The 13,322-nt window shown below is 61.3% G+C and carries 11 protein-coding genes; 5 read left to right on the forward strand and 6 right to left on the reverse strand.

Going from position 1 to position 13,322, the window contains the following annotated elements; genetic code table 11:
• Positions 1-10 precede the first annotated feature (10 nt).
• The 6 genes from EDD52_RS19755 to EDD52_RS19780 form a co-directional block, all read right to left on the reverse strand.
• The gene (locus tag EDD52_RS19755) at positions 11-883 is read right to left on the reverse strand and encodes an ATPase (RefSeq protein WP_132248215.1); all 873 of its coding nucleotides are present in this window, start codon (positions 881-883) and stop codon (positions 11-13) included.
• 55 nt (positions 884-938) lie between these two features.
• Positions 939-1,856 (reverse strand): DMT family transporter, encoded by a 918-nt coding sequence (locus tag EDD52_RS19760; protein WP_132248217.1) that lies wholly within the window; start codon positions 1,854-1,856, stop codon positions 939-941.
• Positions 1,857-1,994: 138 nt separating this feature from the next.
• Positions 1,995-3,308 (reverse strand): OmpP1/FadL family transporter, encoded by a 1,314-nt coding sequence (locus EDD52_RS19765; protein WP_132248219.1) that lies wholly within the window; start codon positions 3,306-3,308, stop codon positions 1,995-1,997.
• Between the two features lie 21 nt (positions 3,309-3,329).
• A complete protein-coding gene (locus EDD52_RS19770) occupies positions 3,330-4,229 on the reverse strand; it encodes a DMT family transporter (protein ID WP_243652028.1) in 900 nt (299 codons plus the stop codon).
• Between the two features lie 99 nt (positions 4,230-4,328).
• A complete protein-coding gene (locus tag EDD52_RS19775) occupies positions 4,329-5,309 on the reverse strand; it encodes a glucokinase (protein ID WP_132248221.1) in 981 nt (326 codons plus the stop codon).
• 76 nt (positions 5,310-5,385) lie between these two features.
• Positions 5,386-6,417 carry a LacI family DNA-binding transcriptional regulator gene (locus EDD52_RS19780; RefSeq protein ID WP_132248223.1) on the reverse strand — a complete coding sequence of 344 codons (1,032 nt, stop codon included), beginning with the start codon at positions 6,415-6,417 and terminating at the stop codon, positions 5,386-5,388.
• A 242-nt stretch (positions 6,418-6,659) separates the two neighbouring features.
• Between EDD52_RS19780 and EDD52_RS19785 the strand changes: the two genes are divergently transcribed.
• From EDD52_RS19785 to EDD52_RS19805, 5 genes are all read left to right on the forward strand, one after another.
• Positions 6,660-8,015, forward strand: coding sequence for an ABC transporter substrate-binding protein (locus EDD52_RS19785; RefSeq protein WP_132248225.1), 1,356 nt, complete (start codon positions 6,660-6,662; stop codon positions 8,013-8,015).
• 93 nt (positions 8,016-8,108) lie between these two features.
• Entirely contained in the window at positions 8,109-9,116 is a 1,008-nt protein-coding gene (locus EDD52_RS19790) for a carbohydrate ABC transporter permease (RefSeq protein ID WP_132248227.1), read from the forward strand.
• A gap of 12 nt (positions 9,117-9,128) precedes the next feature.
• The gene (locus EDD52_RS19795) at positions 9,129-10,277 is read left to right on the forward strand and encodes a carbohydrate ABC transporter permease (protein ID WP_132248229.1); all 1,149 of its coding nucleotides are present in this window, start codon (positions 9,129-9,131) and stop codon (positions 10,275-10,277) included.
• Positions 10,274-11,944, forward strand: coding sequence for an alpha-amylase family glycosyl hydrolase (locus tag EDD52_RS19800; protein ID WP_424449933.1), 1,671 nt, complete (start codon positions 10,274-10,276; stop codon positions 11,942-11,944). The genes EDD52_RS19795 and EDD52_RS19800 overlap by 4 nt, the downstream gene beginning before the upstream one ends.
• A gap of 28 nt (positions 11,945-11,972) precedes the next feature.
• Positions 11,973-13,061, forward strand: coding sequence for an ABC transporter ATP-binding protein (locus EDD52_RS19805; protein WP_132248231.1), 1,089 nt, complete (start codon positions 11,973-11,975; stop codon positions 13,059-13,061).
• Positions 13,062-13,322: the final 261 nt, after the last annotated feature.

Genomic DNA, 13,322 nt, shown 5'->3' on the forward strand with positions numbered 1-13,322 from the left:
AGGGCTGGATTTAAGCCCCTTTTGCGCGGGTCTCAAGGGCAGAGGCGATCACGGCGCTGAAATCCGCCTCGTCGCGGATGGTGGCCATGTCGCTGGCCTCGACCGTCACGCCCCAGTTGCGGGCCATGGCCTCGTAGCGGGGTTGGCGGTGGGCAAGCGCTTGCGCATAGGTCCAGCGGATGAAGGCGTCAGGGTCAACATCGCCCTCGGACAGCTTGTTTTCGTTCAAATATTGCGACCAGACGCGCTCCAGGAATTCCGGCTGGTAGGCCATCGGCTTGGGGGCCTTGTCGAACCGGCGGATCAGTTCTTCGGTATGGCTTTCCGTGCCGCGGATCCAGACCATCAGCGCGCGGCTTGACAGGTTGGACAGTATTTCGTCTTGCGGATCGTCGGCATCCACCCATTCGCAGATCGACCCGCCCGTGTCACAAATGAAATTGGGGTAGCCGTAAAGATCCTGCGCCCGGTCGATGAAATAGCCGGTATCGAGCAGCGCTGCCATCTCTGCCCGTCGGAACTGTGCCTGCCGGCGGGCATATTCGGCCATCGCCATGCCGCCACGCGCGGGGTCGCCCGGCTTGCCAAGATAGGTCGACACCGGCGACAGGTTATTGAACGTGATGTTGGAGCCGATATAGATCGAATCCGTCATCAGAAGGTCGCGCAGGAAGGGCACTTTCATCGCTTCGCGCTTGGCGTTGTCGGCGATGTATTCGCCCATGTAGCGCGTGCCGATCCGGTAATCGATCGAATAGTGGAACCAGCTGCCCGCATCGCGCAGCAGGTTGGACACATGGGTCTTGCCCAGCCCCGACATGGCAAACAGCACGACGCGTTTGTTGACGGCGCTTCGCCAGTCCTGTGCGGTTTCATAGATCATCTGACATGGGTCCTCTGGAGCCTTCGCGCGTTGGTAGCCAGAGAGCCTGCCCCCGTCAAACGCTTCCGCGTTTGCGCCGCGCCAGAAGCCGCCCGTCCAGCACCACCAGACCCAGTGCAAGCAGGGCGAAACCAACATAGGCCTGCGGCGTCAGCGTTTCGTCGCGCAGCAGGGCCCCAAGGGTGATGGCGACGGGCGGGATCATCAGCGTGACAAGCATCAGGTTGCCGCTGCCCGCCATGGCCAGTACGCGGTAATACAAAAGGTAGGCCAGCGCCGTGGCGATCACGGCGTAATAGCCGATGGCGGCCCATGTGCGCAGCTCCAGCGCCAGTGAAGGCACGCCCTCGAACTTCAGCACCAAAGGGATCATGACCAGTGTAGAGCCTGTCAGCATGCCCGCCGCCGCCACCACCGGGTGCAATCCGCCCAGATGCTTGCGTGCCCAGACACCGGCCAGCGCGTAGGAAAGCGTCCCGCCGATCACCGCAAGCTGCGCAAGGGACCGCAGGTCCAGCCGGGTCAGATTGTCCAGCCCGATGGCGGTGGCCACCCCTGCAAAGCCAAGCCCGACGCCGATCAGCTTGCGCGGGCTAAGGCGTTCGTCTGCAAAGAAGATGGCCGCCGCCAGAACGCCGAAAATCGCGGTGGCTGCGTTGAAGATCGACGTCAGGCCCGTGGCGATGTGCAGCTGTCCCCAGGCCATCAGGCCGAAAGGGATCACGTTATTCAGGCATCCCATCATCAGAAACGCGCCCCAGATCCGCGCGTCACGGGGCAGGGGCAGGCGGCGCATCCAGACGATGGCCCAGAGGATCAGCATCGCCCAGCCGGTGCGGTGCAGCACGGATGTAAGCGGGCCGATTTCATCCAGCGCGATCCGGATCGACAGGAACGACCCGCCCCAGATCAGTGCGAGAAGGGCAAGCTCTGCCCAGGCGCGGGAAGAGACGGATTTTTGCGGCGTGTTCATGGCGGCACGATGTCATGCGGCCGTCCTGCGCGCGACCCGATTCTTGCGCCTAGCTGTGGCCGCTTTGGAAGGCAGGGGCAGAAACGCAAACCGCCCGGCGCGGGGGCCGGGCGGTCTGGTCTTGATCGGTTGGGCAGATCAGAAGGCGAAGGTCATCGCCGCACCGATCCCCATCAGCGTGTTGCTTTCGAATTTCGTGCCGGAGCCGTCCTCGGCATCGCCCAGCTTGGCAAATTCGATACCACCGCGAAGTTTCATCGCACCATCGGTGTAGGTGCCCCCGACGCCAAGGCTGATCCGGCCATCTGTCGGCGCCAGACGCGATGCGATACCACCGTTGGACTTTTCATAGGTAACACGCGCGAAGCCCGAGAATTCGTCAGAGAACCGGCGTCCGACACCAAGCTGCCAGGTGATGACATCATCGTCGATGCCAGTGATCGCATCGCCGGTGACTGTTTCATATTCCTGCGTGCGCACTTCCCATTTCGACCATTCGACCCATTTGACCTGACCGAAAACGAGCGTGTCCTTGGCAACGCCCGTCTGGAAATCCAGCGCGACGGATTGCGGCATTTCGATTTCTGTTGTTGATTCTACGCCGATGACACCAAATCCGAACGAGTTCTCAGTCGTGTCGAACTCGTGGGTGATTGCGGATTGCCAGGTCAGCCCAACGCGCAAAGCGATATCGGGGATTTCGTAGGCGGCGCCCAAGACGTAGCCAAATCGGCCGTCTTTCTCAGCCTGCGCGGTGAATTCCAGACTATCAGTGGATGTCGCGACCGCATTCAGCTGCGCGGCCAGTTGCTGCGCTCCGATGGTCCGAGGGTCGGCGGGACCATAGGCTGCCTCTGCGGCCGCCGCCCCAGCTGTGGCTTGGGCTGCACCATCTTCATAGGGCTTACGGATCATCTGGTCGGGAATGGTGATGTCGGCAGAGCTTTCGACATAGCGCACACCCCCGTAGACAGAGATACGATCCGTTGCCTGATACTTCAGGATCACGGCGGTCTGGGTCGAATCCCATTCTGCATTCAGGCCGGTGTAGAAACCCTCGCTGTATGTGGAATCCGCACCGTAGCCATCGTTGAAATAGAGGCCAAAGCTCAGCTGGTCGGTGATGTCCGTTTTGTAGGCGACACCGGTGGAGGTGTAGTCCCCCGCCATATCGCCGGTGCTGCCACCTCCGACATATTTCCCTTTCACCGTCGGTGAAATATGGGCGAAGGTCAGCTCGATCTGATTTCCGTCCTCGTAGAGCAGGCCGTAATTGTTGGAGTTTCGCTCGATTCCTCCTGCGACGGCACCCGTCGCACAGAGCGCCGCAACCGACGCCCCAAGCACATAAACCTTCATCTTGTCCTCTTCCCTCAGCGGCCCGCAGGCCTGTGTCCCGATCAAAGCGTAGTCGTCGTGCGGTTGAACGGTCAATCTTTGACGGGGCGTCATGTAATCCTTCGCGCCGTGGCGTCACTTTGCTGCAACTGCGCGGGTCTCGCTGAGAATATTGTAGTAATTGGCGCCGAAAATCACCGCGGCGCCAAGGAAGACGAAGATGTCCAGCGCCTCGTTATAGAAGAGTATCCCGATGATCGCGATCAGCGGCAGGCGGAGAAAGTCGAACGGCATCACAACCGACGCGGGCGCGATCTGCAACGCGCGGGTCAGGCAAAAATGCGCCACCAGCCCGGCACAGGAAATCAGCACGATCCACGGCAATGTCGCCGCAGAGGGCAGGGCTATGTCACCGTCAAACCCGGCGCAAAGCAGGCCGAAGGTTGCTTGCATGATCACCAGCCAGAAGAGGATGCATGTAATGGTCTCCGTCCGGGTCAGCAGTTTGGTGAAGATCGCTGATCCGGCGAATCCCACCGCCGCCGTCGCTGCGGCGAGGATCCCCAAATTGAACGTGTCCGGCGAGGGCCGCGTCACGATCAGAATTCCACAAAAGCCCACGATGGCGGCAATGCTCCGCGTCTTTGTCAGCCGCTCGCCCAGCACCAGCGGGGATAGCAGGATCACCCAGAGCGGGGATGTGAACTCCATGGCAAACACCTGTGCCAGCGGGATCACGGTCAGCGCATAGAACCAAAGGTTCTGCCCGGTGAAATGGCTGATGTTGCGCACCAGATGCAAGGGCATGCTCCGGGTGGTGATCTGCCGTCTGGTGCCTGCAAGGCTGGCAATGACGATCACGAGCACGACGCCGATCAGCGAGCGGTAGAGCATGATTTCAAACGTATCGAGTTCAAAGCTGACCGCGCGGCCCGCAACGGCCATTGATGAAAAGCAGGTGACCGCGCCCAGCATCCAGAGCGCGCCCTTTATCACCGGGTCAAGACCGGCCGCTTCCTGAAGGTTTGTAGACATGGTTGCGGCTCCCCCGTCGCGCGTATCGTGGCAATCCCGTCGCGGCACGGCAAAGCGTTACCAGCGCCGCGCGGGGAAGCAAAGGGGAGGCGCGAAGGTTCAGCCCTGACGCGCGATGAGTTCATTAAGGTGCCCGGCACATCCCGTCAGGGCGGCGTAGTCGTCCTCGACCACCCAGACGGGGAACTGACGCATGAAGCTCGCGAAACGGCCCTTGTCCATGAAGGCGTCGGCAAAGCCCATTTCCGCCGAATGGCGTGCGAGCGCGCGGGCCACGCCGCCGACCAGATAGATGCCGCCGAATGGAAGCTGGATGAGCGCAAGGTTGCCAAGGACACGGCCCAGAAGGCGCACCGCCATCTGCACCGCGGCATGCGCGCGGGCGTCGCTTCCGTCTTCGCAGGCGGTCATGATCTCTGCCGCGTTCAAGTGAGGACCGTCAAACGCGCCGTCCTCTTCGCAGCGCCATGCATATAGACGTTCCAGCCCGCGACCCGACAGCGCCTCTTCGGCGCCGGGCGTGCCGTGTTTGCGAGCGGCAAAGCGCATCAGGCGCAGCTCTTCCTCGTTCTGGACGGGAAAGCTGATATGCCCGGCCTCCGATGGCGGGACCAGCGTGCCCGCCTCTGTCCTGTAGACCAGCGCCGCGTTCATGCCGGTGCCCACGCCTACGACAAGCCGGGCGGCCTGCGTGCTGACATCCTCGCCGGACCCGGGCAGGATCTTGCGCAGCTTGTCGGGGGCGACATGGCTCAGCGCGTGGCCCTGTGCCTGCAGGTCGTTCAGCACCGCGACCGTTTTCAGGTTCAACGCGCGCGCAAGTACGTCACGGTCAATTTCCCAGTCGAGATTGGTCAGCCGCGCCACGCCTTCATGCACGGGGCCGGCCGCTGCCACACATGCACAGCTGGGCCGTTCGGCCCGGCCTGACAGGTAGGTTTCAAGCACCTCTGTCAGGCCCGCGTGGTCGGCATTGCGGAAGCGTTGGATGGAGTCGGCCTGCACTTGCGTTCCGTGGGCCAGTGCCACGCGCGTGTTGGTTCCGCCGATATCCGCAACGATGGCGAGAGGGTCCGTCATGACATTCCTGCTATGCTGGTTTCCAGACAGGCTTTACCCAGCGCAGCGGATGCCTGTCAAACCCGAAGGCGGTGCCTTAGACCCGATCCGGGGCAGGGCCGGTGGATTGCCCGATAATCAAGTCCGCTTCCATCAAATGCGTGCGCAATGTGCGCTCCGGGTCGTTGATCATGTCCAGCAGCATCTGCGCCGACAGACGGCCTGCCTCGCGCACCGAAGATCGTGTGGCAGTGAAGATCGGCACATCCTGCCCGTTTTTGAGGTAGGACAGATCGTCGTCGAAGGTGATGACGGAAATGTCGCGCCCCATTGTCAGACCCTCATCCCACAGGGCACGCCGGACCCCCATGGCAGTGATCATCGAAGCGGTCAGAATCGCGGTTGGCCGGGTCCCGGCCGCAAGCAGGGCCCGCGTTTCGCGGTAGCCGTAAATCTCTGTCATTTCGCCGGTCCGCATCAGCGCCGGATCAGGTGTCATTCCGCGATCTTGCAGCGCGTTCAGAAAACCCTGCTTGCGGCGATGCGCGAACTCGAGCGTCTCCAACCCGTTGAGCAAGGCAATCCGCCGATGCCCGAGATCAAGCAGGAATTCGGTCGCGCGCTGGAAGGCGCGGGTGTTGTTGACGTCAAGCCAGGCATAGTCTCGTGCCACACCCGATGCGCGCCCATGGCAAAGGAACGGCATGCCCAGATCACTGAGCAGGTCGATCCGGGGATCCTCCATCCGGGGGCCGTGAACGATGATCCCGTCAACATTGCCCTTGGACTTCATCGCGCGGTAAAACCGTTCCTCGTTTTCGTCATCCACCAGCGAGATCAACATGTCATAGCCCGCAGCCGAATAGCTTTCGCCCGCCCCGGCGGTGTAGTCGCCGAAAACCGGGTTCACCATCTCGTGCTTGGTGGACCGGGCAATCACGTGGCCGATGGCCATGGCGCGGCCCGTCGCCAGCCCCTTGGCCCGGGCGTTGGGGCTGTAATTCAGTTCCTGCGCGGCCTCCAGCACCCGCTTTCGGGTCTTCTCGTTGACCTCCGGATAACCGTTTAGCGCGCGGCTTACTGTCGTCTGGGACAGTCCTAGATGTTCCGAAAGGGTCTTGAGGTTCATGAATCCGCCATTCAAAGCGCTTGGGTTCCGGGATCATAACGCTGAAATGCAAGATGGGAAAAGCCCAAATCGGACATGCCACGTTAGCTGCAGCGCAGCATTACTTATTTTGGTTGAAATCGCTTCCATGTTGTCCCAACACTAAGTGTTATGTGACCGCTAGCTGTTCAAAGCGCTTTGAATTGACACGGGCTCTGGCGTATGAATTGATTTCAGTGAGTCACGAATCTGGGAGGACCAAGATGACACACCGACTTCTGGCGGGCGCGGCGGCGCTTGCCCTGACATCCGGGATGGCACATGCAGCCGGGCACATGCCTTTCGCCCCGGGAGAGGGCGATTTCAACTGGGACAGTTTCAACAGCTATGCCGACGCCAATGATTTCAGCGGCGAGCAGGTCACTGTCTTTGGTCCGTGGATCGGGCCCGACCAGAAACTGGTTGAAAGCGTTCTGGCCTATTTCGGCGAAGCGACCGGCGCGGATGTGCGCTATACCGGATCGGACAGTTTCGAGCAGCAGATCGTCGTCGATACAGAGGCAGGCTCTGCCCCCAATATCGCCGTCTTCCCGCAGCCGGGGCTGGCGGCCGATCTTGCAAGTCGCGGCTTCCTGACACCTTTGGGCGAAGAGGCTGCAGCCGCGCTGCGTGACAATTACGCCGCCGGTCAGTCCTGGGTTGATCTGGGCACCTATGCCGGTGCCGACGGCGCGCCGCAGCTGTTCGCCTTCCCCTACAAGGCGGACCTGAAGTCGCTGGTCTGGTACAGTCCCGAGAATTTCGAGGATGCGGGCTATGAAGTGCCCGAGACGATGGAAGAGCTCAAGGCGCTGACCGAACAGATCGTGTCCGATGGCGAAACGCCGTGGTGCATCGGGCTGGGGTCAGGGGGTGCGACGGGCTGGCCTGCGACCGACTGGGTCGAGGACATGATGCTGCGCACCCAGCCGCCCGAAGTCTACGACCAGTGGACGACGAACGAGATCCCGTTCAACGACGAACGTGTTGTGGCCGCGATTGAAGAATTCGGCTGGTTCGCGCGCAACGATGATTTCGTCGCAGGCGGGGCAGGGGCCGTGGCCTCTACCGATTTCCGTGACAGCCCCAAGGGTCTCTTTGCGTCGCCGCCGCAATGCTACATGCACCGTCAGGCAAGCTTTATCCCCTCCTTCTTCCCGGAAGGGACAGAGATCGGTCTGGACGCCGATTTCTTCTACTTCCCGGCCTATGAGGGCAAGGATCTGGGGAAGCCAGTTCTCGGGGCGGGCACGCTTTTTGCGATCACCAACGATTCACCGGTTGCGCATGCGCTGATCGACTTCCTGTCGACGCCCATCGCGCATGAGGTCTGGATGGCGCAATCGGGCTTCCTGACGCCGCATACCGGGGTCAATCCGGCGGCTTATGCCAATGACACGCAGCGCCAGATGGGCGAGATCCTGACCAATGCCACGACCTTCCGTTTTGACGGGTCGGACCTGATGCCCGGCGGCGTCGGCGCGGGGTCGTTCTGGACCGGTATGGTCGACTATACCGGGGGCAAATCCGCCGAAGAAGTCGCCACCGAGATCCAGGAAAGCTGGGACGGCTTGAAGTAAGCTTTCGATTGCCAAGCTCTCGCCATGTCCCGCCACCGGGGCATGGCACGTAAAAAGTGTCTTTTCATAATGCTTTAACGGGGGGAGAGGCCTATGCATCCGGCACTTCAGGGCATGCTGACCATCGCCATTGGCGTGGGTGCGTGCATCACGTATTTCTGGGGATCGAACCAGTTTCTGGACAAGGTTCTATATCCTCCCAAAGGGCCGAATGCGGGGCGGAACATCAACCGCGCCAACATGATCCGGCCCTGGCTATTTCTCTTCCCCGCGATCTTTGCGCTAAGCCTCTACCTTGCTTACCCGGTGGTCGAGACGCTGCGCCTGTCGGTGACGCAGCGCATCCCCGGCGGTGGTTCAGAGTTCGTGGGGCTGGACAACTACAAGCAGATGTTCGGCGAAAGCAAATTCTGGGAGGCGATGCGCAACAACATGTTGTGGCTGATCGTGGTGCCTGCGGTCTCCACCGCGATGGGGCTGCTGGTCGCGCAGCTGACAGACCGGATCAGGTGGGGGGCGATTGCCAAGTCGCTGATCTTCATGCCGATGGCGATTTCATTCGTCGGCGCGGCGGTGATCTGGAAACTGGTCTATGATGCGCGCCCGCCGGGCACCGAACAGATCGGCGTGCTGAACGCGATCTATGTGGGGCTAATGGGCGGCGAGCCGCAGCAATGGCTGACCATCCCGTTCTGGAACAACTTCTTCTTGATGATCGTGCTGATCTGGATTCAGACCGGCTTTGCCATGGTGATCCTGTCGGCGGCCCTGCGCGGCATCCCCGAAGAAACAGTTGAGGCGGCCATTATCGACGGGGCCAATCCGTTTCAGGTTTTTTTCAAGATCAAGGTGCCGCAGATCATGGGGACCATCGTTGTGGTCTGGACCACGATCACCATCGTCGTGCTGAAAATCTTTGACATCGTCTTTGCCATGACCAACGGGCAATGGGAAACGCAGGTCCTTGCGAACTACATGTATGACAAGCTCTTCCGGTCGAATGACTGGGGTGTGGGGTCTGCCAGCGCGATGGTTATCATGCTTCTGGTGACGCCGATCCTTGTCTGGAACGTCTACAACGCCCGCAAAGAAATGCGCTGAGGGAGAGGGACGATGAGCAATATCGCAGGAACCAAATCCTCTCTGACATGGGCGGTGCATCTGTCTGTCGTTGTGCTGGTCGCACTCTGGCTGTTCCCGACGGTGGGGCTGTTCGTGTCATCGTTCCGGACGGCGGATCAGATCGCCACGTCCGGCTGGTGGAAGGCGCTCTTTCCGCAGGAACAGAACGAGGTCTTGCGCACCGCAGAGCCCGGCACTCAGGTCCAGGAAGGCCCGCTCTACGTGATCGAGGGCAACCTGTTTGACGCGGGCGCGGAATCTGAAATCTCGGCCTGGGGCACTTCCTCGCGCGAAATCTCTGCCTACGCCCCGGGAGAGACGGCGGATATGGGCGAAGACGGGCGGCTGACCGTCGAGGCAGATGGCAGCTACCGTCTGGAAAACGATGTCGCGTTCGAAGGGCGCAGGGGCGAACGGGTGTTCGTCACCGCCACGGCCCCGCCGGAATTCACGTTGGACAATTACCGGCAGGTCCTGCTGTCCGAAGACGCCACCGACAGCATGGCCAAGGCGTTTTTCAACACGCTGACCGTGACAATCCCGGCGACGGTCATCCCGATCCTGATCGCGGCCTTTGCGGCCTATGCGCTGGCCTGGATGGATTTTCCGGGCAGGGCATTGCTGATCGCGGCGGTTGTGGGCCTGCTGGTGGTGCCGCTGCAACTGGCGCTGATCCCATTGCTGAAGCTGCATCTGGGGATCGGGATCGGGAAGGGCTACCTTGGTGTCTGGCTGGCACATACCGGCTTTGGCCTGCCGCTCGCGATCTACCTTTTGCGCAACTACATGGTGGGCCTGCCGCGTGACATCATCGAAAATGCCCGCGTTGACGGGGCATCGGATTTCCAGATTTTCGTGAAAATCATCCTGCCGCTCAGCTTTCCGGCGCTGGCCTCGTTCGCGATCTTCCAGTTCCTGTGGACATGGAATGACCTGCTGGTGGCGCTGGTCTTCCTGATTGATGCGACGGGCGAGACGACAGTGATGACCCGCCAGATCGTAGAGCTTCTGGGCACGCGCGGCGGCAATTGGGAAATCCTTGCCACGGCGGCATTCGTATCGATCGCGGTGCCGCTGGCCGTCTTCTTCGCGATGCAGAAATACCTGGTCCGCGGCATGCTGGCGGGATCAGTCAAATGACATCTGAATTCAAGGAAATGCAGGCAGATATGGCAGTACAGCTTGATCCCGCAGACAAGGATTGGTGGCGCGGAGCCGTCATCTACCAGATCTATCCGCGCTCCTATCAGGACAGCAACGGCGACGGGATCGGGGACCTGACCGGCATCGCCCAGCGGTTGCCGCATATCGCGTCACTCGGGGTGGACGCGATCTGGATTTCGCCGTTCTTCACGTCTCCGATGAAGGATTTCGGATATGACGTCAGCGATTACTGCGACGTCGACCCCATGTTCGGGACGCTGGCCGATTTCGACACTGTGGTAGAGACAGCCCATGGTCTGGGCATCCGGGTGATGATTGATCTGGTCCTGTCGCATACATCCGACCAGCACCCGTGGTTCGCAGAAAGCCGCGCCAGTCGCGACAATGCCAAGGCCGATTGGTATGTCTGGGCCGATCCGAAACCGGATGGCACCCCGCCCAACAACTGGCTGTCGATCTTTGGCGGCTCTGCATGGCAGTGGGACGGTCGGCGCGAGCAGTATTACCTGCACAACTTTCTGGTCTCGCAGCCGGATCTGAATTTCCACAACATGGAGGTGCAGGACGCGTTGCTGGATGCAACCCGGTTCTGGTTGCAGCGCGGGGTGGACGGGTTCCGGCTCGACACGATCAATTTCTACTTCGCGGACAAGGAACTGCGGGACAATCCCGCGCTGGCACCTGAAAAGCGCAACGATTCCATCGCGCCCTCGGTGAACCCCTATAATCATCAGGTGCATCTCTATTCCAAGAACCAGCCCGAGAATCTTGAATTTCTCAAGCGGTTCCGTGCCACGTTGGAGCCGTTCGGGGCTGCCGCCGTGGGCGAGGTGGGCGATGCCCAAAGGGGCCTTGAGATCATGGCCGAATACACGTCGGGCGGGGACAAGGTGCAGATGTGCTACCCGTTCGAGCTGTTGCAGCCTGCGCGGCTGACGGCGTCCTCGGCGGTCGAGACCTTCGCGCGACTGAACGCAGCCGCCCCTGATGCGTGGCCCTGCTGGGCCTATTCCAACCACGACGTCACCCGCCACGTCACACGCTGGGATCTGTCGCCTGCGGCGGCCCGCGCCTACACAACGCTGCTTGTCTGCATGCGCGGATCGGTCTGCATCTATCAGGGCGAGGAACTGGGCCTGCCAGAGGCCGAAGTGCCGTTTGACGAATTGCAGGACCCCTACGGCATAGAGTTCTGGCCCGAATACAAAGGCCGCGACGGATGCCGTACCCCGATGGTGTGGGAGCCGTCGAACCAGAATGGCGGGTTCTCTTCGGCCAAGCCCTGGCTGCCGGTCAGCCACGACCACCTGCAACGCTCGGTCGCCAGTCAGGAAAAGGATCCGGGCGCGATCCTGCATCACTATCGCCGCGCGTTGGCCTTCCGTCGGATGCATCCGGCGCTGATCACCGGCGCCAGCAGCGCAATGCAATCCGAGGGTGATGTGCTGTGGTTCACGCGCACCCAAGATGGCAGGGAAATTTTCTGCGCGTTCAATCTTGGCGATACGCCCGCCACGCTGGAGATGCCCGATGGGGGCTGGCGGCAGATCGGCACAGAGCTGGGCAGCGCTGCGCTCTCGGGCGATGGCAGGCTGCATCTGGCTGCGTGGCAGACATGCCTTGCAGAACGCGACGCGGAATAGACGACAGGGACCTGGGGGAAGAAACGAAATGGCCGATCTGAAACTGACCGATGTCGGGAAGACCTATGGTGGCAGCGTCGAGGTGCTCAAGAACATCAACCTCGATATCAAGACGGGCGAGCTGATTGTCTTTGTCGGCCCGTCCGGCTGCGGCAAATCCACGTTGCTGCGGATGATCGCGGGGCTTGAAAAGATCACCGCCGGAACGCTGGAAATTGACGGCCAGCGCATGAATGATGTCCCGCCCAGCCAGCGCGGCATCGCCATGGTGTTCCAGTCCTATGCGCTTTATCCGCATATGACGGTGCGCGATAACATGAGCTTTGCGCTGAAGATCGCCAAGAAATCCCCGCAAGAGATCGACGCGGCCATCACCAAGGCCGCCAGGATCCTGCAGCTGGAACCCTATCTTGATCGCCTGCCCAAGGCGCTGTCGGGCGGGCAGCGCCAGCGTGTCGCCATCGGGCGGTCCATCGTGCGCGACCCCAAGGTCTATCTTTTCGACGAGCCGCTTTCCAATCTGGATGCCGCGCTGCGCGTAGCCACTCGGATCGAGATCGCGCAGCTGAAAGAACAGATGCCGGACTCGACGATGATCTACGTCACCCATGACCAGGTCGAGGCGATGACCCTTGCCAGCCGCATCGTCGTGCTGGCCAACAAGGGGGTCGCGCAGGTCGGCTCTCCGCTGGAGTTGTACGAGCGGCCCAACAGCGAATTCGTCGCGCAATTCATCGGCTCGCCGTCGATGAACCTGCTGCCCGGAGAGATCACCGGCACCGGCCAAAGAACCACGGTCGCGCTGGAAGGGGGCGGGACGGCTCTGTCCGACGTGCCCACCAACGCCGCAGATATGGGGCTGAAGGTGAATGTCGGCGTGCGGCCAGAGGACATGGTGGAGGCCGCGGATGCTTATGTTTTCGAAGGCACGGTCAACATCACCGAAGCCCTTGGAGAGGTCACGCTGCTATACTTCGAGGCGCAGGCCGATGCCCACCCGGTGATCGCCAAGCTGCCCGGAATCCACAAGGAGCTCCGCCGCAAAACCGTCCGCCTGACCGCCGATCCCGCAAAAGTGCATATCTTCAACGAGGGCGTGTCGCTGCTCTATCGGTAGCGACTTCTTCACAACGGGTGCGGAGCACAGTGATCCGCGCCTGCCACATAGCGCGTTGGCGCGCAGGGCCAATCCTGTGACAGGTGATCAAGTGCTGGACGCAGTCCTCTGGGTTCTCTTGGCGCAGATTCTGCTGGGCCTGGCCCCGTTCCTCCCTGGGGTGGTCACGTGATGGGTCCTCCGGTCGGGTCGAGCGCCGAAAAGGCATTCAGGGTCGAAAGTGTTGGGCCATTCGTCGGGCGGCAGGTTTCAAGTGATCTT

Source organism: Primorskyibacter sedentarius (genome assembly GCF_004342065.1).
In the GTDB taxonomy this organism is placed as follows: Bacteria; Pseudomonadota; Alphaproteobacteria; order Rhodobacterales; family Rhodobacteraceae; genus Primorskyibacter; species Primorskyibacter sedentarius.